Annotated in this window: 23 protein-coding genes; 13 read left to right on the top strand and 10 right to left on the bottom strand. The window is 69.6% G+C overall.

The genetic code is table 11. From position 1 onward, the window contains the following. Positions 1-89: 89 nt before the first annotated feature. The 6 genes from WBG06_RS23030 to WBG06_RS23005 form a co-directional block, all read right to left on the bottom strand. Positions 90-1,049 carry an ABC transporter substrate-binding protein gene (locus WBG06_RS23030; protein ID WP_336739623.1) on the bottom strand — a complete coding sequence of 320 codons (960 nt, stop codon included), beginning with the start codon at positions 1,047-1,049 and terminating at the stop codon, positions 90-92. 88 nt (positions 1,050-1,137) lie between these two features. After that, positions 1,138-1,941 carry an ABC transporter ATP-binding protein gene (locus tag WBG06_RS23025; protein WP_336739621.1) on the bottom strand — a complete coding sequence of 268 codons (804 nt, stop codon included), beginning with the start codon at positions 1,939-1,941 and terminating at the stop codon, positions 1,138-1,140. A 20-nt stretch (positions 1,942-1,961) separates the two neighbouring features. Continuing rightward, positions 1,962-2,777 carry an ABC transporter permease gene (locus WBG06_RS23020; protein ID WP_336739619.1) on the bottom strand — a complete coding sequence of 272 codons (816 nt, stop codon included), beginning with the start codon at positions 2,775-2,777 and terminating at the stop codon, positions 1,962-1,964. Next, a complete protein-coding gene (locus WBG06_RS23015) occupies positions 2,774-3,652 on the bottom strand; it encodes an ABC transporter permease (protein WP_336739618.1) in 879 nt (292 codons plus the stop codon). The genes WBG06_RS23020 and WBG06_RS23015 overlap by 4 nt, the downstream gene beginning before the upstream one ends. A gap of 24 nt (positions 3,653-3,676) precedes the next feature. After that, positions 3,677-5,320, bottom strand: a complete 1,644-nt coding sequence (locus WBG06_RS23010; RefSeq protein WP_336739616.1) for a thiamine pyrophosphate-binding protein — start codon at positions 5,318-5,320, stop codon at positions 3,677-3,679. Next, the gene (locus tag WBG06_RS23005; protein ID WP_336739614.1) at positions 5,320-6,129 is read right to left on the bottom strand and encodes a cyclase family protein; all 810 of its coding nucleotides are present in this window, start codon (positions 6,127-6,129) and stop codon (positions 5,320-5,322) included. Before WBG06_RS23005 ends, WBG06_RS23010 begins: the two co-directional genes overlap by 1 nt. A 137-nt stretch (positions 6,130-6,266) precedes the next feature. Here WBG06_RS23005 and WBG06_RS23000 point away from each other — a divergent pair, with 137 nt between their 5' ends. Beyond that, positions 6,267-7,217 (top strand): LysR substrate-binding domain-containing protein, encoded by a 951-nt coding sequence (locus tag WBG06_RS23000; protein ID WP_336739612.1) that lies wholly within the window; start codon positions 6,267-6,269, stop codon positions 7,215-7,217. A gap of 101 nt (positions 7,218-7,318) precedes the next feature. Beyond that, positions 7,319-8,506, top strand: a complete 1,188-nt coding sequence (locus WBG06_RS22995; RefSeq protein ID WP_336739610.1) for an MBL fold metallo-hydrolase — start codon at positions 7,319-7,321, stop codon at positions 8,504-8,506. A gap of 21 nt (positions 8,507-8,527) precedes the next feature. Here the strand turns inward: WBG06_RS22995 and WBG06_RS22990 are convergent, their stop codons facing one another. Further along, complete coding sequence (locus WBG06_RS22990) at positions 8,528-9,703, bottom strand: 4-hydroxybenzoate 3-monooxygenase (RefSeq protein ID WP_336739608.1); 1,176 nt, start codon at positions 9,701-9,703, stop codon at positions 8,528-8,530. A gap of 181 nt (positions 9,704-9,884) precedes the next feature. Here WBG06_RS22990 and WBG06_RS22985 point away from each other — a divergent pair, with 181 nt between their 5' ends. The 4 genes from WBG06_RS22985 (at position 9,885) to WBG06_RS22970 (ending at position 15,464) form a co-directional block, all read left to right on the top strand. Next, the gene (locus WBG06_RS22985; protein ID WP_336739606.1) at positions 9,885-11,738 is read left to right on the top strand and encodes an AMP-dependent synthetase/ligase; all 1,854 of its coding nucleotides are present in this window, start codon (positions 9,885-9,887) and stop codon (positions 11,736-11,738) included. Between the two features lie 162 nt (positions 11,739-11,900). Further along, the gene (locus WBG06_RS22980; protein ID WP_336739604.1) at positions 11,901-13,583 is read left to right on the top strand and encodes a sugar ABC transporter substrate-binding protein; all 1,683 of its coding nucleotides are present in this window, start codon (positions 11,901-11,903) and stop codon (positions 13,581-13,583) included. Positions 13,584-13,680: 97 nt separating this feature from the next. Further along, positions 13,681-14,553 carry a ribonuclease HI gene (locus WBG06_RS22975; protein ID WP_336739602.1) on the top strand — a complete coding sequence of 291 codons (873 nt, stop codon included), beginning with the start codon at positions 13,681-13,683 and terminating at the stop codon, positions 14,551-14,553. Between the two features lie 11 nt (positions 14,554-14,564). Next, positions 14,565-15,464: an amidohydrolase family protein gene (locus tag WBG06_RS22970; protein ID WP_336739600.1), complete on the top strand. Its 900-nt coding sequence runs from the start codon at positions 14,565-14,567 to the stop codon at positions 15,462-15,464. Here WBG06_RS22970 and WBG06_RS22965 read toward each other — a convergent pair. Then, positions 15,461-15,934, bottom strand: a complete 474-nt coding sequence (locus WBG06_RS22965) for a hypothetical protein (protein WP_336739598.1) — start codon at positions 15,932-15,934, stop codon at positions 15,461-15,463. The two genes, WBG06_RS22970 and WBG06_RS22965, sit on opposite strands and share 4 nt — an antisense overlap. Positions 15,935-16,004: 70 nt before the next feature. Then, the gene (locus WBG06_RS22960) at positions 16,005-17,120 is read right to left on the bottom strand and encodes an MGDG synthase family glycosyltransferase (protein ID WP_336739596.1); all 1,116 of its coding nucleotides are present in this window, start codon (positions 17,118-17,120) and stop codon (positions 16,005-16,007) included. A 114-nt stretch (positions 17,121-17,234) separates the two neighbouring features. Here WBG06_RS22960 and WBG06_RS22955 point away from each other — a divergent pair, with 114 nt between their 5' ends. Then, positions 17,235-19,433, top strand: coding sequence for an Eco57I restriction-modification methylase domain-containing protein (locus WBG06_RS22955; RefSeq protein ID WP_336739594.1), 2,199 nt, complete (start codon positions 17,235-17,237; stop codon positions 19,431-19,433). Here the strand turns inward: WBG06_RS22955 and WBG06_RS22950 are convergent. Continuing rightward, the gene (locus WBG06_RS22950; protein WP_336739592.1) at positions 19,430-20,278 is read right to left on the bottom strand and encodes an acyl-CoA thioesterase domain-containing protein; all 849 of its coding nucleotides are present in this window, start codon (positions 20,276-20,278) and stop codon (positions 19,430-19,432) included. The genes WBG06_RS22955 and WBG06_RS22950 overlap by 4 nt on opposite strands. A gap of 134 nt (positions 20,279-20,412) precedes the next feature. Here WBG06_RS22950 and WBG06_RS22945 point away from each other — a divergent pair, with 134 nt between their 5' ends. From WBG06_RS22945 to WBG06_RS22920, 6 genes are all read left to right on the top strand, one after another. Continuing rightward, positions 20,413-21,795, top strand: coding sequence for an NAD-dependent succinate-semialdehyde dehydrogenase (locus WBG06_RS22945; RefSeq protein ID WP_336739590.1), 1,383 nt, complete (start codon positions 20,413-20,415; stop codon positions 21,793-21,795). Positions 21,796-21,838: 43 nt separating this feature from the next. Further along, positions 21,839-22,597 carry an alpha/beta hydrolase family protein gene (locus tag WBG06_RS22940; protein ID WP_336739588.1) on the top strand — a complete coding sequence of 253 codons (759 nt, stop codon included), beginning with the start codon at positions 21,839-21,841 and terminating at the stop codon, positions 22,595-22,597. 323 nt (positions 22,598-22,920) lie between these two features. Beyond that, positions 22,921-25,128, top strand: coding sequence for a DEAD/DEAH box helicase (locus tag WBG06_RS22935; RefSeq protein WP_336739586.1), 2,208 nt, complete (start codon positions 22,921-22,923; stop codon positions 25,126-25,128). A gap of 81 nt (positions 25,129-25,209) precedes the next feature. Further along, positions 25,210-25,350 (top strand): hypothetical protein, encoded by a 141-nt coding sequence (locus WBG06_RS22930; protein ID WP_328529202.1) that lies wholly within the window; start codon positions 25,210-25,212, stop codon positions 25,348-25,350. Between the two features lie 94 nt (positions 25,351-25,444). Further along, positions 25,445-25,813 (top strand): thioredoxin, encoded by a 369-nt coding sequence (gene trxA, locus WBG06_RS22925; RefSeq protein ID WP_336739583.1) that lies wholly within the window; start codon positions 25,445-25,447, stop codon positions 25,811-25,813. Between the two features lie 43 nt (positions 25,814-25,856). Next, entirely contained in the window at positions 25,857-26,156 is a 300-nt protein-coding gene (locus WBG06_RS22920) for a chorismate mutase (protein WP_336739581.1), read from the top strand. Positions 26,157-26,205 lie beyond the last annotated feature (49 nt).

Genomic DNA, 26,205 nt, shown 5'->3' with positions numbered 1-26,205 from the left:
ATCTCCTCCGACGGGCCGTACCGGTGGCGGTACGGCCCGCGCTGGTGGCGGTTGGGTCGTTCGGGGTCAGGTGCGCCGGGCGGTCGCGCTCAGCTGGCGTCTTGGTAGAGCTCGCTCGCGTCGAACGACTTCTCGAGCAGGCCCACCTCGACCATCAGGTCCACGACCTTCTGGACGCCGTCGGCGTCGTAGTCGACCTGGTACTCGGGAAGTCGCATCTTGGCGGCGACCTCCGGGGTCATCTCGGTGTACTCGGGCATCATCGCCTCGGCGACCGCGCGCGGATCGGCCTCGATGTCGGCGACGGCCTTGGCCAGGGCGGCCCGGAACCGCTCGACCACCTCGGGACGCTCCTTCATCAGCTTCTCGGACGTCGCGAAGAGGCCCTGCGGTCCGTTCTGGAACCCGATCGGCCGGATGTCGACCTCCGCCTCGGTGGCGCTGAGGGTGGGCTCGGTCTGGAAGATGCCGTCGACGTCCCCGGCCTCGAGCGCCGCAGCCATGTTGGCCTGCGGGATCTCGATGTAGGTGACGCTGTCGGGGTCGAGGCCCTCCTCCACCAGCTCCCCGCGGAACCAGATGTCGCCCACGGATCCCAGGGACGGTGTGGCCATCTTCTTGCCGGCCATGTCGGCGGGCTTCTGGATGTCGGAGTCGGCCAGCACGTAGAGACCGGACTCGTACTCGTCGGTCCCCGCGATCGCCGGTGCGGCGATGGTGACCGGCAGGTCCGAGGAGTAGGCGGTGATCAGCGACGGATAGGAGACGAGGGCGAGGTCGGTGCTGCCCGAGACCAGGGCGTTGATGGTGGTGGCGCCGTTCGCGGCCGGGGTGAGCTCGACGTCGAGACCCTCGTCGGCGAAGTAGCCCTTGCTGATCGCCTCGTACACCGGCAGCGAGTCGCCGACCGGCGGGATCGAGAGCGTGACCTTGCTGCTGTCGCCGGCGGACGCCGACGGGGTGGCTTCGCTGCCGCACGCGGCGGTGGCGCCGGCGAGCACGAGCGCGAGCCCGAGCGCGCCGAGGCGTCGATGGGTACGCAGGTTCATCTGTGTTCTCCTTGGGGGTTGCGTCGCTCGCGGTGGAGGCGTGACATCTGTCCAGAGATCCGGGCCGGTGGCGATGGGCAGGCGTCGCTCAATGAACGCTGGCCGCAGCGGCCAGCCCACCGGGGCTCGCCTGCCGGATCAGCCGGGCCACCTCGCTCCTGGTCTCGACGAACGACGGGTCTTCTCGGGTGTTGATCTGGTCCCGGGGGAAGGCGAGGGGGACCGGGACGTCGGCCGTCTTGACGGTCGGCGCCTTGCTGAGCGACAGCACCCGAGTGCTGAGGTAGACGCTTTCGTCTACGTCGTGGGTGACGAAGAGGATCGTCATGTCGAACTGCTCGCGGACACGGAGCAGGAGGTCCTCGAGGTCCGAGCGGGTCTGTGCGTCGACGGAGGCGAACGGCTCGTCCATCAGGAGGAGCTCCGGCCGCATGGCCAGCGCCCTGGCGATCGCCACCCGCTGCTGCATGCCGCCGGAGAGCTGCCAGGCGTACTTGTCGGCAGCGTCGGCCAGACCGACGGCCTTCAGCGACTCGACGGTGCGCGCCCGCCGCTCGGCCTTGGACACCCGGCCCAGCAGCGGGAACTCCACGTTCGCGCCGACGCGTCGCCAGGGAAACAGCGACGCCCGGTAGTCCTGGAAGACCATGGCGAGGCCCTTGGGTACGCCGGTGATCACGTTCCCGGACAGCGTGACCGTCCCGCCGGTCGGGCGGAGCAGGCCGGACAGCGTACGCAGCAGCGTTGTCTTGCCGCAGCCGGACGGGCCGACGATGGAGACGAACTCGCCGCGCTGGACGTCGAAGTTGATGCCGTCGAGGACCGTCTGGTCGCCCTGGCGGGTGCGGTAGGTGTGGCGGAGGTCGTCGACCTCCAGGAGCGTGGTGGACATCTGCGTTCCTTTCGGGGTGGTCAGTCCTGGACGGCCATCTGGAGCCGGTGCCAGCGCAGTACGCCGGACTCGACCCCGCTCAGGACGAGGTTGGACAGGTAGCCGAGCAGCGAGAGGGCGACGATGAACGACCACATGGGAAGCAGCTGGAAGGATCGTTGGGCCTGGGTCAGGCCGAACCCGATGCCGTCCGAGGCGGCCACCAGCTCCGAGGCGATGAGCAGGATGATGCCGAGCGAGGTGGAGACCCGGATGCCGGCGAAGATGCCCGAGCTGGCAGCCGGCAGAATCACCTGGAACAGGGTCCGCAGTCTCGAGACCCGCGCTGTGCGTGCTGTCTCCAGGTAGCCCTCGGGGACCCGGCGTACGGCGCTGTAGGTGTTGAAGAGGACCGGCCACACCGCCCCGAAGGCGATCAGCGAGACCCGCATCGTCGTTCCGGTTCCCACCAGGACCAGCGCCAGCGGGAGCAGCACCGGACCGGGCAGCGCCCGCATGAAGTGCAGGATCGGCTCGACGGTGTGGGCGACCGCGGGGATCCTGCCGAGGAGCACACCGAGCGAGATCCCGACCGTCCAGGCGACCAGCAGCCCGATCAGGAGACGCTCCAGGCTCGGGATGACATCGACGAAGAACGCGTCGGTCACGATGCCGCCGGAGAGCCCGTCGGAGAACCACCGCTCGCCGAGATCGTCGAAGATCTCCAGGGGAGTGGGGAAGAACAGCGAGTCGGAGCGCGCGGTCGCCAGCTGCCACACGACGAGCAGCAGCAGTGCGCCGCACCAGCCGACAGCGATCCTCAGCATGCGCTCGTTGGTCTGCACGGTGGTGCTCACGAGTCCTCCCGGGTTGCCCAGGCCGCGAAGCGGCGTTCGAGTACGGTGACGACACCGTTGATGAGGAGACCCAGCGCGCCGGCCACGACGACGCCGGCACAGACGGTCTCGATGCCGCCCGGCAGCATGCTCTGCTGGAGCAGCCAGCTGCCGAGCCCGTCGCGGCTCCCGCCGATGAACTCCGCGCCGACGCAGAGGATGAGCGCGACCGAGACGGTGATCCTCACGCCGGTGAGCACCGACGGGACTGCCGATGGCCAGACGACACGGAAGGCGACGGTCTGTGGCGACCAGCCGAACGAGCGGGCCGTGGCCTTCGCCGTGCCGTCGGTGGAGTGCACCCCGTGGATGGTGTTGATGAGCAACGGCCAGACGCAGCCGAGGGCGACCACCGCTGCCTTCATCTCGATTCCCTGGCCGACGACCAGGACCAGCAGCGGGACGAGGCCGACCGGCGGGAGCGGGCGGATCAGCTCGACCACGGTCGCAGTGGCGGCGTGCAGCCGGTCGGACAGGCCCAGAACCAGTCCGGCCGGGACCGCGATCGCCAGCGCCAGGACGTACCCGACCAGCGCTGCCCACAGGGTCGAGCCGATCTGCCCGAGGAACGCTCCGTCGCCGAGGAGCTGTGCGGCGTGCGCCAGCGTCGTGGATGCCGGCGGCAGCACGTCGCGGGGGAGCAGGTCGTAGCGCGCCACCAGCTCCCACAGGGCGAGGAAGCAGAGCACCCCTGCCACTCCTCGAACGGCGACGACGGTACGTTCGCTGGCCCGCCTGCGGCGGGGCGGCGTGACACGACTGCTGGCCTCGCCGGTCGGCGATATCGGGCCGATGCTCTTGGCCGCGGTCAGCACCGCGGGCCTGCTGCTCTCCATGTGTCCTCCAGACCTCGCGCCGGCTCAGTGGCCGAACGCCTCCTGCAACCACCAGGAGCCCTCGCGGGAGAGCACCTTGGCGTCGATGACCATCGGCCGGGTCGACTGTGACGACAGCCAGTCCTTGACCGGGGCGAGATCCGCGGTCTCCCGGACCGTGATCGCCTCGCACCCGTATCCGCGTGCGATCTGCGCGAGGTCGCTGTCGGGGAAGACGACGGTGTCCAGGGACGGACCGTCGAACCCGAAGTGATGCACCTCCGCGCCGTACATCGCGTCGTTGTAGATCACCACGAGGAGCGGCACCTCGAGCCGCACCGCCGTCTCGAGCTCGGTGATCCCCATGAGGAACCCGCCGTCCCCTACGCCCACCACCGGGAGCCGGTCGGGCTGTGCGAGAGCGGCTCCCAGGCCCGTCGCCAAGCCGAGGCCGACCGACTGGAACGCCTGGGTGAAGCAGAAACCGAACTCGTCCGGGACGTCGAGGTACATGCTCGGGTAACCCACGAAGTTCCCGGAGTCGACCGACACGATGCGCTCGCTCGGGAGGAGACGGTTGAGCTCCAGCGTGAGCGTCCGAGGGTCGATCCGTCCCTCGCCCGACTGGTCGGCGAAGTCGACCTGGTTCCAGCGCAGCGACGAGCGGATCCGGTCGCCGACCGCGGTGGTCCGGTAGCCGCTGCGGTCGCCGGGCTCGGTAGCCCGTAGAGCCGCAGTCGTCGCGCGGGCTGTCTCGGCGACACCGCCCCACAGCCCCAGATCGACATCGCGGTTGCGGCCGATCGCCTGGGGTTCGAGGTCGACCTGGACGACCTTGGCCTGGTCGCCGATGAGCCTGCCGTGCCTCATGGTCCACATGTTCAGCGCGCACCCGAACCCGACCACGAGGTCGGCGTCGGCGATGAGCTCGGCGCTGAGCGGCGAGCTGAACCCACCGGAGACGTCGATGCTCCACGGGTCGTCGTTGAACAGACCGCGCGCGACGGCGGAGGTCGCCAGCAGTGCGCCCGATGCGGCGGCGAGCTCTCGCAGCGCCTCCTTCGCGCCGTCGGCCCGGCCGCCTCGGCCCGCCACGAACACCGGCCGCTGCGCCGAGCGGATCAGCTCGACGAACCGGTCCACGTCCTCGGGTGCAGGCTGCGGCCTCCCGACGGGCTCGTACGTCCGGCGGGACGCCTCCGCGGGCAGCTCCATGTCCTGCACGTCGATCGGCACGTTCAGGACGACGGTGCGCTGCTGGTGGAGACACGCCGCGAAGGCACGGGCGACGTCGACCAGGGCGGTCTGCGGCGACCGGACGCGCATCGCCAGCGCGCCGGCGCCTTCGGCCATCCCGGCCTGGTCGATGAAGAAGTTCGAGGTGGGCTCGGTCGCCTCTGCGGTCAGCACGAGCAGTGGCGTCCTGCTCTTCGCTGCCTCGACAATGCCGGTGAGCGCGTTGGTGTAGCCGCACCCCTGGTGCAGCGACAGCACCGCGACCTCGCCGGACATCCGGGCGTACGCGTCGGCCATGGTGGCTGCGCCGCCTTCGTGGCGGGCGGCGACGAACCGTGCGCCGTGCTTCACGAGTGCGTTGGTGTAGTGGAAGTTCCCGCTACCGACCACGCCGAACACCGTCCGGACGCCGAGGTCGGCGAGCACCTCGCCGATCGCATCACGTACCAGCATCAGTCCACCTCCTGCCCGGCAGTGGGGACCAGGGCGAGGACCCGTGCGGGGCTGCCGGAGCCCCCCACGATCGGAAGCGGTGCGACCACGAGCAGGGCGCCCGTCGGTGGGAGCTGCGCCAGGTTCTGCAGCTGCGTGATGCCGTACTTGCCGGCACCGAGGAGGTGGCTGTGGACCGGGAAGGCCGGTTCGAAGGTGAACGCCTGCCCGGCGTCGGTGCCGACGGTCTCGACGCCGAACCCGATGATGTCGGTCTCGAGGGCGAGCCACTTGGCGCACTCGGGGTCCACGCCGGGGGTGTGCGGACCATCGCCGTCCGCGTTGAGGAACAGCTCCTGGTCGTGCGAGCGGGAGGCCCATCCGGTGCGGTAGAGGAGCCAGCCCCGCGGAAGCGGTCCGTGCTCCTGCTGCCACGCCTGGACGTCCTCGATGGTGAGCAGGTAGTCCGAGTCCTCGGCGACCTCGGCCGTCTTGTCGATGACCACCGCGGGGCCGACGAGCCGCTCCGGCGGCACCTGCGACACGTCGCCGTGCTCGATGCCGGTCACCCAGTGGCACGGCGCGTCGAAGTGGGTGCCGACGTGCTCGCCGGTGTGGATGCCGTTCTGGTAGGACGTCTCGCCGCGTTCGTCGTACTTCGCCAGCTCCTCCAGCTCGAAGCGCGGGATCGGGGCCATTCCCTCGGGCAGGGGGAGGACGGGTGTCGAGGCGGAGAGCTTCGCGGTCAGATCGACGACCGTGACGGCGCCCGAGGCCACGGCGCTGGCCAGATCCGACGGCGTGCGGTCCAGGTGAGACGAGGAGTGCATGCCTGCATCCTGCGGCCGTTGAGATCTACATCACCAATGCCAATCCGGAGGTAGGCATATCAGGGAAATTATATCTAGGCAGCGCGATATAAGGCGTTCTACGATGGCTCATCCGTCGTCGGCGAGAGGCGCCCAACGTGCAGACCCATGAACTGTTCGGCGGCAAGCTGAAGCTGCGCCACCTCGTCCTGCTCACGACGATCGCCGACGAGGGATCGTTCGTCGGTGCCGCCGAGGAGCTCTACATCTCCCAGCCCGCCGTGACCCGCAGCGTCCGAGAGCTCGAGGACCTCGTCGGCGCCGAGCTCTTCGTCCGCGGCCCTCGCGGCGTGTCGCCCACCCCGGCAGGCGAGATCCTGATCGAGCAGGCACGTTCCGCGCTCGGCAACCTGCGGCGCGCCTCCGAGCAGATCGAGGAGGTGCTCCAGGGCGGCGCGCGGCCGCTTCGGGTCGGGACCAACCTGGCCGGCGCCTACGCGCTGCTTCCACGTGCCGTGGTCGCGCTGAAGCGGGCCGAGCCGGACATCGCGGTCTCGGTCGTCGAGGGCACCGCGGAGCAGCTGACCACCAGTCTCCATCGCAGCGAGGTGGATCTGCTCGTCGGTCGCCTGGACCCCGGGACCTACCGCGGGGCGCTCCATCACATCCGGCTCTACGACGAGGCGGTGCGGGCCGTCGTACGCCGTGGCCACCCGGCCCTCTCCGTGACGCCGCCACGCCTCGTCGACCTGCAGGCCTACCCGTGGATCCTGCCGTTGCAGCCCAGCACCCTGCGGGCCGAGCTCGACGACATGTTCGCCCGTGAGGGCCTCAGCCCGCCGCGCGACGTCACCGAGTGCTCCACCCTGCTCACCTCCCGGGCGATGCTCCTGGAGACCGAGGCGATCGCGCCGCTGCCGATGCTGATCGGCGTACGCGACGAGCTGCTCCAGATGCTGCCCCTCCGCCTGGACACCGTCCCGCGTGCCATCGGCATCACGCTGCCTGCGGACCGTTCCGTCAGCCGGGAGGCGCGCCTGCTGGTCGACGCGCTGACCGCGACCGCGGCGGTGATCGCCACCGAGCTCGAGCACGCTGACTCGGCCTGATCGGAGCGGCGAGCGTCGCCGCCCGTTATGAGCAGGCGCACATATCCGTATCGGTTTTGGTATTGGTGGTCCGGACCGGGTGCTGCCCAGGATCTGTTGTCATGAACGTTCCCGAGGATCCAGTCAGCTCGACGCCAGGCTCCGGCGTCTCCCGGCGACTACTGCTGGCGGGGGCCGGTGCGGCGGGTGTGCTCGCGGGGTCGGGCACGCCGCCCGCCGCCGCAGCCGCGTCGCCGGCCTCCCGGAAGTTCGGGGCAGGCAGGCGGACCCGCCTCGTGCTCCTGGGGACGTCCGGCGGTCCGCCCTGGTGGCCGGGGACGGACCGGTCGGGAGTGTCGTCGGCTCTGGTCGTCGGCGACGCGTACTACATCGTGGACGCGGGTCATGGGGTGGGCCGTCAGGCACGGGACGCCCGGCTCGGCAGCTGGAGGCATGACACCGACGGCCCACTGGATGCTCTCCGCGCGATCTTCCTGACCCACCTGCACTCGGACCACACCATCGACCTGAACAACCTGCTCATCGAGGGGCTGTCCAACGGGCTCGCGCGGGTGACCGAGCCGGTGCAGGTGTGGGGTCCGGGGAATCGGGGCGCGCTGCCGCCTCGCTTCGGGCCGCCGCCGGACCCGCCGGTGACGGCACCGGAGAACCCGACGCCGGGGACCGCGGAGATGATCGACCTCATGATGCGGACCTTCGCGACCGACATCAACGACCGGGTCTTCGACACCCGCAAGCCCCCTCCATCGGCCCTGGTCTCCGGGCATGACGTCCCGATCCCGGAGAGGTATCTCGCCGATCCCAACGGGGACCCGCACCCCCGGATGAGCCCCGTACCGTTCTACGAGGACGACCGCGTCCGCGTCTCGGCGACGCTGGTTCAGCACGCTCCGGTCTTCCCGGCGCTCGCTTTCCGCTTCGAGACCGACGACGGGGTGGTCGTGTTCTCCGGCGACACCTCGCCGAGCGAGAACCTCGTCGAGCTGGCGCGCGGTGCCGACATCCTCGTGCACGAGGTCATGGACCGGCAGTGGGCCGAGGAGCTCTTCCCCGAGCCTCGAGACACCTCGGCCGAGGGCCGTTTCCAGCACCTGATCAGCTCGCACACCACCATCGACGAGGTGGGACCGATCGCCGAGGCGGCCGGGGTGGGAACGCTCGTCCTGAACCATCTGGTGCCTGCCAACTGGCCGGAGCACAGGTTCCGCCGGGCCCAGAAGAGATTCTCGGGTCTGGTCGTGGTCGGCCGCGATCTCGACGAGTTCGGGGTCGGTGCAGCGCTCGGCTGATCGCTGCACCGACCCCGTCGCTCAGAAGCCGATCGGCAGCCCGGCGTAGTTCTCCGCCAGCCCGGCGGCGGCGTGCTCGCTGGAGGTCACCCAGCGCAGCTGGGAGAGCTGGAGCTGGGCGTCGAACGGGTCCTCGGGCGTGTGGAGCATCGTGGTCATCCACCAGGAGAAGTGGGTGCAGCGCCAGACGCGGCGCAGGGCAGTCTCGGAGTAGCCGTCGGCCAGGCGGGGGTCCCCCTTGAGCAGTGCGGTGAGCGCGGGGGCCAGCAGCGCGACGTCCGCGATCGCGAGGTTGAGCCCCTTGGCCCCGGTCGGCGGGACGATGTGGGCGGCGTCGCCGGCCAGGAAGAGCCGGCCGTGGCGCATCGGGGTGGAGACATGGGACCGCATCGGCAGCACCGACCGGTCGGTGATCTGCCCGGGGTTCAGCGTCCAGCCGTTCTGCCCGTGGCCGAGCCGAGTGGCGAGCGCGTCCCAGATCTGGTCGTCGGACCAGGTCGCCGGGTCGGTGCCGTTGGGCACCTGGAGGTAGAACCGCGAGACGCTCTCCGAGCGCATCGAGTGCAGTGCGAAGCCATCGGGGTGCCAGGCGTAGATCAGCTCGTCGGTCGAGGGCGCTACATCGGCGAGGATGCCGAACCAGCTGTAGGGATACGTGCGGTCCCAGCTCTGTCGGGCGGGAATGGCGGCGCGGCTCGGGCCGAAGGATCCGTCGCAGCCGACGACGGCGTCGGCGGTGATCCGGCGAGCGACTCCTGAGGCGTCGGTGAAGGTGACCGAAGGCCGGTCGGACTCGAGATCGTGCAGCGCGGTGTCGCTCACCTCGTAGTGGACGACCTGTCCCGCGGCGCGCCGCGCGTCGATCAGGTCCTTCTGCACCTCGGTCTGCCCGTAGACGTAGACAGCCCGGTCGACCAGGTCGACGAAGTCGAGGTGGTGGCGCTCCTCGGGCCACTGCAGATAGATGCCGCGGTGCTTGTCGGCGTCGCGGGCCAGCCGGTCGCCGAGACCGACCTCGGTGAGCAGGTCGACGCTCGACTGCTCCAGGATGCCGGCTCGGATCCGAGCCGCGACGTACTCCTCCGACCGGGTCTCCACCACGACCGAGTCGACGCCGTCGGCGGCAAGGAGATGGCTCAGCAGCATCCCCGCGGGGCCGGCGCCGACGATCACAACCTGCGTACGTTCATCTGCCATGGCACGAGTCAACTCCCGGTCGGGGCGACTCGACCAGGCCCATTTTCCGTTGAGTGGAAAGTGCGAGGGCAAGCCCTGTGTCACATGGCACGGACGGGCTCTTGTGTCGGCGCCAGCGTGTCCCTACGGTCTAGGCAACCCAGTTGTGACACGAGTCACACAAACGCTTAGGAGCGCCCTGATGACCGACGTCCTCGCAGACCGCGCCGCCATCGAGTCCCAGATCGGCGACCGGACCATGATCGCCATCCTCGCCGAGGTGGTCGCCCGACGCGGCGACGAACCGGCCTTCTCCGACCGGCACACCGCCGATGGCACCGGATGGCGCACGCTGTCCTGGACCGAGCTGCACCAGCGGGCGCGCGAGCTCGCTGCTGCGTACGTCGACGCCGGTCTGAAGCCGGGGGAGTCGGTCGCGATCATGGCGGCCAACCGCATCGAGCACATCGTCGCCGACCTGGCCGCGGTGCTCGCCGGCGGTGTGCCGATCAGCATCTACAACACCCTCGCGCCCGACCAGGTCGGCTATGTCGCCGAGCATGCCGACCCGCGGATCGTGGTGCTGGAGACCGACGACCACGTCGCCCGCTGGGCGCTCGGGCTGAAGCGGGAGGAGGTCGTACGCGTCGTCACCATCGACACCGCGGTGGAGGGGGACCCGCGCGCGGTCGCCTGGGACGACTTCATGGCCTCGGGAGCGGCGGCGCTCGCCGATCTCGGCGAGGAGCTGGACGCGCGCGCTGCCGCGGTGACCCTCGACGACACGATCACCATGCTCTACACCTCGGGCACGACCGGGCAGCCCAAGGGTGTGGTGCTCACCCATCGCAACATCGTCTTCGAGACGACCAGCTCGCTGTCGGTCTCCGGGGTCACCGAGCCGGGGGTCCTGGTCTCCTACCTGCCGTTCGCGCACATCGCCGAGCGGGTGCTCAGCCTCTACATCCCGCAGTTCAACGGCGGCCACGTCTATCTCGTCCAGGACCCGTCGCTGCTGCTCAGCACCCTCCAGGAGGTGCACCCGACCAGCTTCTTCGGGGTGCCGCGGGTGTGGGAGAAGATCCGCACCGGCATCACCGCACTGCTGGCGGCCGAGACCGACGAGACCAAGAAGGCCGGTGTCGAGAAGGCGATGGCGGTCGGGCTGGCCTATGTCGAGTCGCAGCAGTTCGGGCAGACCACCTCTCCCGAGCTGCAGGCCGCCTATGAGCAGGCTGATGCGGCGGTGCTCTCGACCATGCGCGCGCTGCTCGGTCTCGACAAGGTCGAGTGGGCGGCCAGCGCGGCCGCTCCGATGCCGCTCGAGGTGGCGAAGTTCTTCGCCGGGCTCGGGCTGACGATCTACGACGTCTACGGCCTGACCGAGACCACCGGCGCAGCCACCGGCAATGGCCCGGAGGGCTTCCGGCTCGGCACCGTCGGGCGTGCCCAGCCCGGGATCGAGGTGCGCATCGCCGAGGACGGCGAGATCCTGTTCCGTGGTCCGATCACGACCCCTGGCTACGTACGCCGGCCGGAGGCGACCGCCGAGCTCATCGACGCCGAGGGCTGGCTGCACACCGGCGACATCGGCTCGCTGGACGAGGACGGCTTCCTGACCGTGGTCGACCGCAAGAAGGAGATGATCATCAACTCGGCGGGCAAGAACATCGCGCCCTCCAACATCGAGAACCTCCTCAAGGAGAGTCCGCTCGTCGGGCACGCGATGGTGATCGGTGACGGCCGCTCGTACGTCGTCGCGGTGCTCACCCTCGACGGCGAGATCGCTCCCGTGGTCGCCCAGAAGCTCGGGGTCGAGGCCGGCTCGCTCGCCGAGCTCGCCCAGCACCCGGTCATCCGCGGTGCCGTCGCCGAGGCCGTCGAGGCCGCCAACGCCCGCCTCTCCCGGCCCGAGCAGGTCAAGGCCTTCGAGCTGCTCGGCGAGGAGTGGACCGCCGAGTCCGAGGAGCTCACCCCGACCCTGAAGCTCAAGCGCCGGGTGGTGAGCAAGAAGTACGCCGACATCATCGACGGGTTGTACGCCGCTGGGGAGTGAGCCGCACGAGTTGTGAAGCCGAGAGCGGCCTATGGGTCACTCTCGGCTTCACAACGTCGGTGATCGGCTGCGCGGTGCTGATTCCGCGGCGCTTGAATAGGCCCTGAGACTGCCTGATGATTTGCCGACGCGCACCGACGCGGGAGCGATATCGTTCCGGCCATGCTTTCAGCGGTCGCGGCCGGTATCTCGGCGATGGACGGCATCATATCGGGGGCGAAGGCATTAGGGGCCGTTATTGCTCCGATCGTTGCGTTATCCCCGCTTGTCGTCTGGTGGTGGTCGCGGAGACGGGTCGTCCGCGCACGCCGGCTCAAGGTCGACTGGGACGTGGAGCGGGAACCGGGCGTCGTCATTCTCAACGAGTCGAAGACAACATTCGAAAGACTGGTTCTCACGGTTTCCTGCGGAATCCGAGGGCGAACCGCACGCACCGATATCACGCTGCTGCAACCGAACGATCCGCATCGTTGGCCGTCGGAGCAGGTGCATCAATCACCCGCGTTCGCCAGCCATCGAACGGAATCCGAACGTCACGACCTCAGTCATCATGAAACCTCGCTGACATTTCGAGACGGAAAGAGATATTGGTCTCGAGAAGGTGCGATGCTGAAGCGCGTGGATGAGCTGGTGATCTGGGCGGAAAAGACACGTGCAGCGACACTGAGGCAGTATTTCGGTCGGCGGAGCCAGTTCCGCCGCGCCTTTGCGGTTGATGTGAAAGTCGAGGCGTTCGACCGAACCGAGTCTCTCGAGTCCGCCTTCGCGCGACTGGCGGCGACCGGCCGTCCGCCGTCAGGGCGGCGGGTCCCGGACGTGATCGCCGGCCCGCACGACTGGATCGGCCGGGTGGTGCGGGACGAGGCGATTCAGCTGCCGCCGTTGTCGCGCGAAGGCCTGGGACGCGTATCGCCGGTCGCGATCGACGCGCTCAGCATCGACGAAGACCTCTACGCGATCCCTTACGCGTTCGACAGCGTCGCGCTGATCCGGAACAACGCACTCGCCGGAGACGGGCCGATGCCTGATCTGTTCGACGACGTGGTCCGGGGCGGGGCGGACGCACTTGCGCGTGCGGAGATCCCCGACGGCCGCGCGGTTGCACTGCAGGTCGGGTCGCCGGACGCTGAGGGGAACGCTGGGGACCCCTTCCACATGTGGCCGTTGTTCACCAGTCTCGGTGGGTCCTTCTTCGGGCTCCGCCGGACGCCGGGCGATGCCAGCCTCGATGATGAGTTCGACGATCCGAGCCAGTGGCGTGACGGGTTCGTGAACGCATTCGTTCGGCTCGCGGAGCTCGGTCGTGGACCCGGCGGCAGCGGCGTGCTGCAGGCGTCTCTGGGACGGGCAGACGCGCTGCCGATGTTCCTCGACGGCAAGGCGCCCTACCTGGTCTGCTCGTCGCGTGCGCTTGCGGCGATCACCGCCACGGGAATGCAGATCACCGTCGGGGCGGTGCCTCGGGCCGGCGAGCTCGATGCTGTGTCGATGGTGTCGGTCTACGGGCTCTACATCTATCGCGATGCTCCCAACCTGCCCGCCGCGCGAGACCTCCTCACCACCTTCCTGAGCGAGCAGCGGGCAGGCGAGGAGCTCAGCAGGATCCAGCCACTGGTGCCCGTCCAGAAGGCCGCCATGGACAGCGTCGCCCGACGTGACGCGAACCTGCGTCCCTACGTGGAGGCATGTCACGACGGGTTGGTCATGCCCTCGTGGGGCCAGATGCGCAGGCTGTGGCAGATCCTGGGCAGGGCTGAACACGACGTGCTGGCGGGTGAGGGGGACCCGCGGCAGATCGCCGAGGCGGCAGCGGACGCCGGCTGGGAGATCATCACCCGGTCGTGAGGTGCCGGGCGTCCGGATCCTGACGCCGTAGTCTCGCCCTCCGGGGCCGCCCGGTAACGTCGAGACTGACTTGTTCGGGCGGGTCAGGAGGTCTGCAATGCGTTGCTTCATCGTCGTCAGAGAACGCAGCGACGCCGAGAGCTGGGACTGGGTTCTCGCCGGTCCGGGGCTGCAGGCGGCTGGATCGCTGAGGGCGCGTGGGACCGAGGACGCGATCATCGCCGCGATCGGTGCGGCGTACGACTCGCTGGAGCCGCGAGCACCGGTGCAGGTCGTGGTGGCGCTGCCGTCCAACTCGCGGTTCTGGATGTTGACCGACGAGATCGCGGCCGCCTATCGCGGGGTCGCCGTCGTGCCGTTCGACGACGCGGACGCCGGCATCCGGGCGGAGGCGGTCGAAGCGATGGCCGTCCACCGGTCGGGTCCTCTGCAGCCGCTGGTGGTGGCGACGGACGGGTCGGCGCACCGAGGGTTCATCGGGTGGGGCTGGCTCGCCGGCGACGGCCAGCACGGTCTCGGGCGACAGGTGCCCAACGCCCGGATCCGCGACCCGCAGTCGCTGGTGGTCCTAGCCGAGCTCCAGGCCATCGCCGAGGCGGTCCGGGCGCTTCCACGACGGACGTTGACCATCCGGAGCGATTCCCGCCTCGCGCTCGCGCTGATCGAGGACTGGCTGCGGGGCGAGGAGTCGATGCCGAAGGGTTACGAGACCGAGCATCGGGCCGAGCTCGCCGGGCTGACCCGGATGCACGACGACCTGTGCCGCGAGTCCGAGCGGCTCTCGTTCGAGTGGGTGCGCGGCCATGTCGGCGAAGCGCTCAACGAGGGTGCCGACTCGCTCGCGAAGCTCGCCCGACGCTTCGCCGAGGGCACCTGGGGACTGACCGCCGAGGAGATTCCCGGGAGGGCACAGGCGATCGCGGAGACGTTCGCCGCGCCCGTGACTTCGGGACCCGCCCCGGCGGGGTAGGTTCGCCTGCTGTGAATCCTCCTGCGGTCACCATCGCCCCCGACGAGCCCGCGCAGATCCGCGCGCGGCTCGATGCGTTGGGCCTGGACGGCATCTTCGACGTACACACCCACTTCCTGCCCGCGCGGATGCTCGAGAAGGTCTGGGCCTACTTCGACTCGGCGGGCCCCTTGACCGGTCGGGCGTGGCCGATCGCCTACCGGCACTCGGAGGAGGAGCGGCTCCGCGTGCTGCGGGGTCTCGGCGTACGTCGGTTCACGGCCCTCACCTATCCGCACAAGCCCGGGATGGCGGCGTGGCTGAACCAGTGGGGCGCGGAGTTCGCGGCCGACAAGCCGGACTGCCTGCAGTCGGCGACGTTCTTCCCGGAGCCGGGTGCAGGTGACTATGTGCGCGAGGCGATCGAGGCGGGTGCGCGGATCTTCAAGGCGCACGTCCAGGTCGGCGACTACGACCCCAACTCACCGCTGCTGGATCCGGTCTGGGAGGTGCTCTCGCACTCGCGTACGCCGCTGGTGATCCACTCCGGGCACGGGCCCGCCCCCGGCCGGTTCACCGGACCGCAGGGCATGGAGGCGCTCCTGGGGCGCTATCCGGACCTGGTCCTGATCGTGGCTCACATGGGGCTTCCGGACTACTCCCGATTCCTCGATCTGGCCGAGAAGTACGACGGGGTCCACCTGGACACGACGATGGCGTTCACCGCGTTCACCGAGGCGTCGACCCCGTTCCCGCCCGACGAGCTGCCGCGGCTGAAGTCGCTGGGGGAGCGGGTGCTGTTCGGGACCGACTATCCGAACATCCCCTATCCCTATCTGGAGGCCGTCGACGGCGTCCTGGGGCTCGGGCTCGGGGACGAATGGGCGCGCGGGGTGCTCTACGGGAACGCCGCGCGGATCTTCGGGCCCTAGCCCCGCTCTCGATCGAGGAACGCGCGAGCCCTGTCGACCACCTGGGTGAGCGCGGCCCGCGACGCGTTCCGCCCCTCGCCGAACTCCTCCGAGGTGCTGCCGGGTGCCATCGCGTCGACGGCCTCGAGCGCCAGCTGACATTGCGCTCGGAGGTCCCGGTCGTCGACCAGCAGCTCCACCCGCAGCCGTGCTGCCACCGCTGCCGCGCGCACCTCGTAGTCGTGCCGACGAAGGGCCTCCTGGTCATCGCGACCCTCGTCGACGGCGTGCCAGCGGTCCATCTTGACGCGCCGGTAGGTGGTGAGGGCCTCGGCATAGGCCGAGATCGCGTCCACCCGTTCCTGCCGCCGGCGCTCTGCCCCGGCCAGTGCCTGCTGCTGGCGGATGGTGCTCCGCTGGATCGCATACGTCGCCAGAGAGCCCAGGAGGGTGCCGAGCACGGCCACCACGCTCGCGAAGATCGCTGCCACCCGCGTAGCCAACCAGGTCGGCGCTCGTCCGGGTGGGGATTGGCGGAAAGTGTTCCGCTCGGAGGACCGCTCAGGCCACGGCGGTCTCCTCGAAGCCGCCCGTGAGGAGCTGGACGATGTCGGGGAACCCGAGCGCGAGCCGGTTGAACCGGGGCGAGTCCGCGGCCACGACCAGGTGCTTGGCGAGCTCTCGCTCGTCGCGCGCCCACGGGATCAGCCCGGCGCGGTCCAGGTTGGCCGAGTTGGCGGCGCCGTGGCCGGAGATCGAGCGGTAGGTGATCACCGGGGTGCCCGATGCCAGGGCCTCGAGCGAGGTGAAGCCGCCGGCGTTCTGGACGACGCAGTCGCTGGTCGCCATCAGGGCGCGTACGTCGGTGCGCCAGCCGAGCGCCACGACACCGGGGATCCGGTCCAGGCGGCGTTTGAGGCGGTGGTCGGTCGCGCAGAGGACCACGGGGGTCATGTCGCTGCACGCGAGGATGTCGCGGGCGGTCTGCTCGAGAGCACCGGCTCCCAGCGATCCGCCGGTGACCAGCGCCCGCGGGCCGTTCACGTGGAGGCCGGCCAGCGGGTCGGGGTAGACCTGCCCCGGGACGTACGCCGCCCCTGGCGGGACCAGCGCCTGGACCACGGCCGCATGGCCGCCGAGGAGGCGTGCCTCCCGAGCGGCGACCTCGTGGATGGCGAGGTTGAGGTTGATGCCCGGGGCGATCCACAGCGCTGGGACCGCGGCATCGGTGAGGTAGGTGACGGCGGGCACGGTCAGCCGCCCGGTGGTACGCAGCCGGCCGACGATCTGGGAGCTGAACGGATGGGTGGAGATGACCAGGTCGGCGCCGCGTACGGCTTCGGTGACGTGCCGGGTGGAGAGGCGGAGAAGCTGGTGGAAGGGGCGGTGGAGCGGGCGTCCGGGCATGACCACGCTCATCGTGGATCCCCAGGAGTCCGGGCTCACCCGGAGCTGCAGGGTGTAGCCGGCCTTGAGCCCGCCGCCGATCCGCCAGGGCATCAGGTCGACGAAGTCGAAGATCTCGGTGGCGCATCCTGCTCGGGTGAGTGTTCGGGAGATCTCTCGGGAGGCCGAGCTGTGACCGGCGCCGTAGCTCGCCGAGATGATCGCCACGCGAGGTGTCGCGCCGGGCCGGAGGTGCAGGAGGGGCCCGAGCCGCTCCGAGTCGATGGGCATGCGCGGGATTCTGTAAGCCGGGTATGACGTCGTGGTGAACGTGGCGCCTCGATGCGCGACTCTTCACCGTCGGTTCGTCTCTCCCGAACCTGCGGGCGTTCTATGGTTCATCCTGTGATCACGGCCCAGACACTGCGCGCACGTGCGCGGTCGCTGGTCGCCGAGCTGGGCGGTGGCCCCTCGGCGGTGACCGCGGTGATGCGCCAGGTCGTGATGGGCTTCGCGAGGGCGCGCGGGATGGTGCTCACCGAGGATGCTCTCGACGCGGCGGGGCTGCTGACCGTGCCGCACCCCGTCGATGATTCCAGGGATCATCTGCTGTCGAACTATCTGTTCGCGGATGGAATCTCGGCGGATGATCTGGTGCTGGAGGAGATCGGGTACGTCTACGAGGCGCTGCTCGAGGACTCCTCACGGCGTGACAACGGCGCTCACTACACCCCGCCCGAGCTCGCCGACGAGGTCGTCGCGCACACCTTGGCCGGGGTCGCTTCCCCGGAGGCCGCGGTGGTCGACATCGCGGCCGGGAGCGGCGTCTTCCTTCTCGCGTCCGCTCGCTATCTGGCGTCCTCGTGCCGGGTGCCCGTGGCCGAGATCGTGACCCGCTGCCTCTACGGGGCCGATATCGACCCGGTCGCGGTCGACATCGCGAAGCTGTCCCTCTGGCTGCTCTGCGAGGACCCCGCCCTCCCGCTCGGCTTCCTCGACGACCGCATCCTGTGCGGCAACTCGCTGGTGGGGATCGTCGACCCGGCGGAGATGCCGGAGGACGTACGCGATCCGAGGGCGTATGCCGACGCCATGATCGCGGTCGCGCTGCCGCTGGGTGGCCGTCCTGGTCGGCGGCTGGACGATGCGTACGCGGCGCTGCGCCGTGCTCGGCGCCTGCCCGTGCCCGCTGTCCGTCCGATCCACTGGGGGCTCGTCGCGCCCGAGGTGATGGCGCGCGGCGGTTTCGACGCGGTGGTCGGCAACCCGCCCTACCTCGGGGTGAAGCGGGTGCGGGATGCGATCGGCCAGCAGTTGCGCGACTACCTTGCCCATACGCTCGCCGCCGGCACGACGAGACGGGCCGACTACGTCATCTACTTCCTGCTCCGGGCCGCTGCCCTGAGCCGTGGCGAGATCGGGCTGATCACGACCGACTCGATCAGCGAGGGGGACACCGCGCGCTTCGGGCTCGGCGCGCTCCTCGATCGCGGCTGGCAGGTGGCCCGGGCGGAGCGGTCGGCGCCGTGGCCCACAGCGGGCGTGAGGTTCGCGAAGATCTGGCTCACCACCCGCCCGCTCGAGACAGCGTGGCTCGACGGTCGCCCGGTCCCGGCGATCACCGGGACGCTCGAGGACGGCTTCTCGCTCCCGGAGCCGGCGCGGCTGGATCTCGAGGTGCCGCTACCCCACGGCTACCAGGGGACCATCGTCCTCGGCCGCTCGCTCGTGCTGACGCCTGCTGAGGCGGCGTTGCTCGCTCGCGGCCCGCTCGGGCACACCGTGCGGCCGTATCTGAGCGGTGAGGACCTGGTGAGGCCGTGCGGTTCGACCGCTTCGCGGTTCGTCGTGGACGTCGGCAAGCTGGGGCTCGAGGAGCTCGCCGAGGACCGCGCGATCGCGCGCCTGGTGCGGTCCAAGGTGCGGGTGGAGCGTCGCCGCCAGTTTGTGAAGTACCCGCAGCTCAAAGAGCGGTGGTGGGGCTTCCTCAGCCCGGTCGACGAGCTCTACCGCGACGCCTCCGGACTCTCGCACGTCATCGCGTTCAGCAAGCACAGCAAGCACCTGTGGCCGGTGCTGGTCGGTGCCGACCACGTGTTCTCCAACGGGCTGGTCGTCTACCCGACGCAGGACCCGGCCGCGTACGCGTTTCTCGCCTCCGACCTCCATCGCGTCTGGGCGATGCGCGCCGGCGGCACCATGCTCAACACCGCCTACCGCTACAACCCCTCGCGCCTGCGCGCCACCTACCCGTTCCCCTCGGATCTCGGGCCGCTCCACCCGGCAGGTGTCGCCCTCCTCGCCGCCCTGGAGCGTGTCGGCGTCGAGCGAGGCATCGGCATCACCGGCGTGCTCAATCTCGTCGGCGACCCCGACACCCAGGATCCTGCGACCGCCGACCTCCGTCAGGCGATCACCGACGTCAACCACGCGGCGGCCCACCTCCAGGGCATCGAGGAATCCCTCGTCACCCCTGACCTGACCCCCGCTGGCTTCGGCCTCACGCCGACCCGCCAGCGAGCTCTCATGGCCGCCCTCATCACCCAGAACCTAGCCCTCGCCGACGCGAGCGACGCCTCGGCGCTTCGCGGCCCGCTCGGCTAGACCGGGGTGGCGGGACCACCCTCGACAGGCGCGGTGAAGTCGACGGTGCGCTTGGCGTTGGCCAGTGCGGTGACGGTGGCGGTGCCGATGGTGCCCTCGCGGTCGAAGACCTCGGCGGTGCCGACGGAGATGCCCTCGTGGGCGACGTGGTCGATGGTGGCGAGACCGACCTCCATGCCGGCGGGGCGGCGGGCGAGGGCGAGGGAGATGTCGGTGTTGATCCACTCGACGCCGTTGCTGCCCCAGTTGGTGACCATCGAGGTGGCGTCGGCGATGGAGGCCACGGTCTGGAACGGGGTCATCGGCTCGTCGGCCACCGTCGGGACCGCGACCTGCCAGGTGATGTGACGCCCGGCGTTCTGGTGCTTGCCGAAGTCGTCGGACCAGGGGTTCTCGGAGACGAAGAAGGGCACGTGGGGCTCCGAGGTGGGCGGCGCCACCGAGAGCGGCGGGGGAGTGGCACGCTCGGTCGCGGACCAGACCTCGCCGGCCGGGTTCTCGCCGGCGAGCAGGTAGGTGCAGGTCGCACGTGCCACGACCTGCTCCGAGCCCTCGCGCGACGTCTGGACCATCTCGGCATCGAGCAGCGCGATGCGGGGGCCGTTGCGTACGACCCTCGTCCGGATCCTCGTCGGCACCATCCGCGGCGGCCGGAACAGGTCCACGTGATAGCGCGAAGGCACCAGCTCCGAGGCGCGTCCGAGCTCCTCGATCTGGTCCTCGAGGCCGCGGGCGATCAGGCCGCTGGCGGCCACTCCGTGCATGTGGTCGTCGGCCCACATGCTGCGAGCCATCGGCGTAGGGTCGAAACCGTCATCGGTACGCCGGAAGAATGCGAGATCCATGCGGACATTCTAGAACGTGTCCTAACTTCGGATTCAGTTGCGAAAACCGGAAAAGAGCAACGGTTTCGTCATCAAAAGCGCTGTAAAACCACGTACCATCGCACCACAGCAACCGCCGATCGAAGAGGATGACGATGAGCACCACGCCTCCCTACCAGGTGACCGACCCCGCTACGGGCGAGGTGATCGAGACCTTCCCGTTCGCCACCGACGCCGAGGTGGAGGAGGCGCTGGAGCGGTCCCAGAAGGCGTACGCAGCCTGGCGCTCGACCCCGATCGAGGAGCGCTCCGCGATCGTGAAGCGCGCCGCGGACCTCTTCACCGAGCGCGCCGCGGACCTCGGGAAGATCATCCGCACCGAGATGGGCAAGAAGACCTCGTCGGGCGCCGGTGAGGCCGAGTTCTCCGGCGAGATCACCGCCTACTACGCCGACCACGGCCCTGAGCTCCTGAAGGAGACCGACCTGCCCGGCCACGAGGGCAAGGCGGTCATCCAGCGCCTCCCGCTCGGCCCGGTGCTCGGTGTGATGCCGTGGAACTACCCCTACTACCAGGTCGCCCGCTTCGCCGCGCCCAACCTGGTCGCAGGCAACACCGTCATTCTCAAGCACGCCGAGAACTGCCCGCGCTCCTCGGCTGCGATCGCCCAGATCTTCGCGGACGCCGGCCTTCCCGAGGGCGTCTACCAGAACCTCTACGCCACTCACGAGCAGATCGCCACGATGATCGGCGACCCGCGGGTCCGGGCGGTGTCCCTGACCGGCTCCGAGCGTGCCGGCACGGCGGTCGCCGAGGCCGCGGGCCGCAACCTGAAGAAGGTCGTCCTCGAGCTCGGTGGCTCCGACCCCTACATCATCCTCGACTCCGACGACATCGACGAGGCCGCCGAGACCGCCTGGGCGACCCGCATGGAGAACGTCGGCCAGGTCTGCAACGGCAACAAGCGGATGATCGTGAACGAGGGGGTCTACGACGACTTCGTCGCAGCGCTCACCAAGCGTGCCGCCGCGATGACCCCCCTCGACGGCGAGGACGGCGACGACACGGTCTACTCCCCGCTGGTGGCCCGCAAGGCGGCCGAGGCGCTGCGCGAGCAGATCCAGGACGCTGTCGACAAGGGCGCCACCCTCCACGCCGGCGGCGAGATCTCCGACGGGCCCGACGCGTTCTTCGCTCCCGCCGTGCTCACCGGTGTCACCCCGGAGATGCGCGCCTACACCGAGGAGCTCTTCGGGCCGGTCGCCGTCGTCTACAAGGTCAGCACCGACGAGGAGGCCGTCGAGCTGGCCAACGCGGTCGAATACGGCCTCGGTGGCGCCGTCTTCTCCACCGACGAGGCCCGCGCGATCGCGGTCGCGCAGCAGCTCGAGGTCGGCATGGCCAACGTCAACACGCCGGCCGGTGAAGGCGCCGACGTTCCCTTCGGTGGCACCAAGCGCTCCGGCTTCGGACGCGAGCTCGGCCCGCTCGGGATCGACGAGTTCCTCAACAAGCGCCTTTTCTACGTCGAGCGCTGAGTGGACCCGATCAGTCGCCCCAGGATTCTGCGAGAATCCTGGGGTGGCTGAGAAGGTGACCTTCGCGAGTACGTCCGGACCCATGCTGGCCGGTCTCATCGACCTGCCCGAGGGTGAGGTGCGCGGCTGGGGAGTCTTCAGCCACGGGTTCACCCTCGGGAAGGACTGTCCGGCTGCCGCTCGGATCTGCAAGCAGCTCGCCGCCGAGGGCATCGGGATGCTGCGCTTCGACAACCTCGGGCTCGGCGACTCCGAGGGCGACTGGGGCAATGGCTCCTTCACCCACAAGGTCGCCGACACCGTCGAGGCCACCCGGTTCATGGCCGAGCGCGGCACCCCGGCCGAGCTGCTCGTCGGCCACTCCTTCGGCGGTGCCGCGGTCCTCGCCGCGGCCAGTGACTCGATCGGGGTCGACGCCGTCGCCACCGTCGGCGCGCCGTTCCAGCCGGCCCACGTGGAGCACAACTACGACGCCGTGCTCTCCCGGGTGATGGAGGACGGCGAGGCGCCGTGGATGGTGGGCGGCAAGTCGCTGACCCTGCGCAAGGCCTTCGTCCACGACGTACGTCGCGCCGACCTGCGCCACAAGATCATGCAGCTCAAGAAGCCGCTCCTGGTCATGCACAGCCCCACCGACACCACTGTGGGGATCGAGAACGCCTCCGACATCTTCAACACGGCCCGCCACCCGCGCTCCTTCGTGGCGCTGGAGGGCTCCGACCATCTCCTCACCAAGAAGGGGCAGGCGCAGCGGGCCGCGCGGATCATCTCGGCCTGGGCGGATCAATACCTGGTCGACTGAGTCGAGGCGGGGGACGGGCTCCTCCGTGCCCCCACCCTGACGCCGATGTTTGATCAATTGACAGAAAACGCGGAACGAGACTTCCGCGAACCGGTGTGGGTGGGGTTACACTCGCTGCAAGCGCCCGGCTCGTGGACGTTCGTCGTGGGGACCGAACGAGTCACTGGCCCGGTCGATGAGGCGCCGATCGTGCGTACCCGCTGTTTGAATGCGGTCGCCAGTCGTCTGCCATCGATCTGCGTGAGCCCTGGGAGGGCGACCGGCCGATGAGGGTCGGCATTTGGACATGCCACTCACCCGTGCGTGGCCCAAGGAGGATTCAGTTGGCTCAGGGAGCCGCTACCCGGCGCAACAACCGGTCAGGCCGTTCGCGTAGCAACGGCGGTGCCGGCAAGTCCGGGCAGAACGGTCGCCGCAAGGGCGTCCACAAGGACAACGAGGGCATCATCCCGGTGCTCGCTCAGGTCGTCCGCGAGGTGGAGTCGGCCGTGCAGCGCCGCTCGGCCATGCCCGACGTACGCACCAAGTTCCAGGTCGTCGCGCTCCTCGCCCGAGACGAGCGCCACCGCGTGCTGGAGGACGAGACCCTCAACGAGGGCCGCCGCGCCGAGCAGCTCAAGCGTCTGGACGGGATCGCCACGATCCTCGCCAAGACCGCGACCATGGACTCGCGTCTGTTCGAGCTCCTCGCCGAGGACGCCGAGATCTCCGACGCCGCGCTCGACCTCAAGCACGAGCTGATGGCCCGTGGTGGCGTCGACGTGCCGGAGGACGAGGAGGAGGACGAGGCCGAGACCCCCGCCGTCGCCGTACCCGACAAGCGGGTGATCCCGACCAGCGTCATCCAGCGCCAGCTCTCCAACCCGTTCCTGGTGCCCGACTTCACCAACGCCCGTCCGCCGGTGCACGCCCGACGCCTGGCCGGCTGGGAGCTCCTCGGCCCCCTGTTCAGAAGCTTCGAGTACGCCGACTCCGGGCCCTCCTGCATGCCGCTGCCCGACCCGCCGGCGTACGGCCCGGGTCACATCGACGCGCCCGGCACCCGGGAGCTCATGCATCACCAGGCGCAGCTGGTCGCGTCGGCGGCCGAGGGGCACCGCTCCTACCTGCTGGCCGACGAGCCCGGCCTCGGCAAGACCGCGCAGGCCCTGCTGGCCGCGGAGGCCGCCGACGCCTACCCGCTGCTCGTCGTCGTGCCCAACGTCGTCAAGGCCAACTGGGCGCGCGAGGTCGACCTCTGGACACCGTCGAAGAAGGCGACCGTCGTGCACGGCAACGGCGAGGACATCGACGGCTTCGCCGACATCATCGTGGTCAACTACGAGATCCTCGACCGTCACGTCGGCTGGCTCGGCGAGTTCGGGTTCAAGGGCATGGTCGTCGACGAGGCCCACTTCATCAAGAACAAGTCCTCGCAGCGCTCCCAGCACGTGCTGGCCCTCTCCGAGAAGATCCGGCAGCGTACGGCCAACCCGCTGCTGATGGCGCTGACCGGCACCCCGCTGATCAACGACATCGAGGACTTCCGGGCGATCTGGCAGTTCCTCGGCTGGATCGACGACGTCAAGCCGCTCAACGGGCTGCTCGAGGGCCTCGAGGAGACCGGCCTGACCCCGCAGGACAACAGCTTCTACGGCGCCGCCCGACGTGTCGTCGTCAACCAGGGCATCGTGCGCCGACGCAAGATCGACGTCGCCAGCGACATCCCGGCGCGCCGCGTGGCCGACCTTCCGGTCGAGCTCGACGACGCCGAGGGCCGCTCGATCCGGGCCGCCGAGGCCGAGCTGGCCAAGCGGATGGTGCAGCGCTACGACACCGCGATCGAGACCCGGGTGACCGGCGCCAAGCCGGCTCCGGGCGAGCTCGACCTCGAGCTGATCCGCCGCGTCGCCACCTGGGAGCGCGAGGACCAGGACGCCTCCACCGGCGAGAACGTCTTCGGCATGATGCGCCGCATCGGCAAGGCGAAGGCGAGCCTGGCTGCTGACTACGCCGCCCAGCTGGCGCGCAACGTCGGCAAGGTCGTCTTCTTCGCCAAGCACATCGAGGTCATGGACGCCGCCCAGAAGCTCTTCGAGGAGCGCGGCATCCGCTACTCCACGATCCGTGGTGACCAGACCTCGAAGGCGCGCGAGAAGGCCATCGACGAGTTCATGAACGACCCCGAGGTCAAGGTGATCGTCTGCTCGCTCACCGCCGCGGGTGTCGGCGTCAACCTCCAGGCCGCGTCCAACCTGATCCTGGCCGAGCTCTCCTGGACCGACGCCGAGCAGACCCAGGCGATCGACCGGGTCCACCGGATCGGTCAGACCGAGCCGGTCACCGCCTGGCGCATCATCGCGAGCCAGACCATCGACACCCGGATCGCCGAGCTGATCGACTCGAAGGCCGGCCTCGCGGCCCGCGCCCTGGACGGTTCCGACGAAGAGGTCACCGACTCCGCCGACATCCAGCTCGAGGCCCTGGTCTCGCTGCTGACCGACGCGCTCCGCAAGCGCGAGTCCGGCCGTCGGGGTCGTCGCACCGCCTGATCCGCCCCTGGCACGATCCAGGCGCCATCTCAGGGAGAATCCTGAGGTGGCGCCTGGGTGCTGCGGCGTAGGCTTCATCACATGTTCTGGATCATTCTCCTCGTCATCGCGGCAGCCGTCGGCGGCTACGTCTTCCGGGTGCCGATCGTCGCCAAGCTGACCGGTCAGCCACGCAGTCGCATCGAGCGGCACATCGGGCCGAAGACCAAGCGCCTTCCCTGACCCCACCGGGAATCCTCAGCCGCACGCGTGCGTTGAGGCGTACGTGTCCGTCGACCCGGCGAGCACGCGACTCCTGACCGGAAGTGAGACTCCCATGCCCACCGTCGAGCTCGGCGCAGAGAACTTCGAGAGCACCGTCACCGACAACGAGATCGTCCTCGTCGACTTCTGGGCGTCCTGGTGCGGCCCGTGCCGCCAGTTCAGCCCGATCTACGACGCGGCCTCCGAGGAGCACCCCGAGATCGTCTTCGGCAAGGTCGACACCGAGGCCGAGCAGGCGCTCGCCGGTGCCGCCAACATCACCTCGATCCCGACGCTGATGGCCTTCAAGAAGGGCAACCTGGTCTTCTCCCAGCCCGGTGCGCTCCCCGCCCCGGCCCTGAAGCAGGTCATCGACGCGGTCGTTGACCTCGACATCGACAAGGCGCTGGCCGAGCAGGCCTCCCAGAAGTCCGGCGAGTAAGACCCGGTGCCGCACCCGGCTTTACATCAGGTTGGATAGCGGTGTGACCGAACCCGATAGTGCCGCCCACGACGAGCTCCTCCGCCTGCGCGGCAGCATCGACAACCTCGACGCCGCCCTTGTCCACCTGCTCGCCGAGCGCTTCAAGTGCACCGAGCAGGTCGGCCGGCTGAAGGCGCGTGCGGGTTTCCCGCCCGCCGATCCCAGCCGCGAGGCCGTCCAGATCGAACGGCTCCGCCGCCTCTCCGACGACGCCGGTCTCGACCCCGAGTTCGCGGAGAAGATCCTCAACGTGATCATCGCTGAGGTGATCCGCAACCATCGCCAGTTCATCGAGGACTGAGTCGTCGGGGTAGTCCGGTAGCGAACTGCCCATTTACCCGCGGGTAATA

The organism is Nocardioides sp. CCNWLW239 (assembly GCF_037137035.1).
Lineage (GTDB): Bacteria > Actinomycetota > Actinomycetes > Propionibacteriales > Nocardioidaceae > Nocardioides.
Note: the sequence above shows the minus strand (reverse complement) of the source record. Positions and strands in the feature narration are given on the sequence as shown.

What these genes read in the sequence shown, in the direction of transcription:
- WBG06_RS23025 (WP_336739621.1), bottom strand. Translation starts at nt 1,941, where the DNA reads ATGTCCACCACGCTCCTGGAGGTCGACGACCTCCGCCACACCTACCGC.
- WBG06_RS22985 (WP_336739606.1), top strand. Translation starts at nt 9,885, where the DNA reads ATGACCGACGTCCTCGCAGACCGCGCCGCCATCGAGTCCCAGATCGGC.
- WBG06_RS22960 (WP_336739596.1), bottom strand. Translation starts at nt 17,120, where the DNA reads ATGCCCATCGACTCGGAGCGGCTCGGGCCCCTCCTGCACCTCCGGCCC.
- trxA (WP_336739583.1), top strand. Translation starts at nt 25,445, where the DNA reads ATGCCCACCGTCGAGCTCGGCGCAGAGAACTTCGAGAGCACCGTCACC.
- WBG06_RS23010 (WP_336739616.1), bottom strand. Translation starts at nt 5,320, where the DNA reads ATGCTGGTACGTGATGCGATCGGCGAGGTGCTCGCCGACCTCGGCGTC.
- WBG06_RS22930 (WP_328529202.1), top strand. Translation starts at nt 25,210, where the DNA reads ATGTTCTGGATCATTCTCCTCGTCATCGCGGCAGCCGTCGGCGGCTAC.
- WBG06_RS22990 (WP_336739608.1), bottom strand. Translation starts at nt 9,703, where the DNA reads ATGGCAGATGAACGTACGCAGGTTGTGATCGTCGGCGCCGGCCCCGCG.
- WBG06_RS23030 (WP_336739623.1), bottom strand. Translation starts at nt 1,049, where the DNA reads ATGAACCTGCGTACCCATCGACGCCTCGGCGCGCTCGGGCTCGCGCTC.
- WBG06_RS22945 (WP_336739590.1), top strand. Translation starts at nt 20,413, where the DNA reads ATGAGCACCACGCCTCCCTACCAGGTGACCGACCCCGCTACGGGCGAG.
- WBG06_RS22980 (WP_336739604.1), top strand. Translation starts at nt 11,901, where the DNA reads ATGCTTTCAGCGGTCGCGGCCGGTATCTCGGCGATGGACGGCATCATA.
- WBG06_RS22950 (WP_336739592.1), bottom strand. Translation starts at nt 20,278, where the DNA reads ATGGATCTCGCATTCTTCCGGCGTACCGATGACGGTTTCGACCCTACG.
- WBG06_RS22995 (WP_336739610.1), top strand. Translation starts at nt 7,319, where the DNA reads ATGAACGTTCCCGAGGATCCAGTCAGCTCGACGCCAGGCTCCGGCGTC.
- WBG06_RS23015 (WP_336739618.1), bottom strand. Translation starts at nt 3,652, where the DNA reads ATGGAGAGCAGCAGGCCCGCGGTGCTGACCGCGGCCAAGAGCATCGGC.
- WBG06_RS23005 (WP_336739614.1), bottom strand. Translation starts at nt 6,129, where the DNA reads ATGCACTCCTCGTCTCACCTGGACCGCACGCCGTCGGATCTGGCCAGC.
- WBG06_RS22975 (WP_336739602.1), top strand. Translation starts at nt 13,681, where the DNA reads ATGCGTTGCTTCATCGTCGTCAGAGAACGCAGCGACGCCGAGAGCTGG.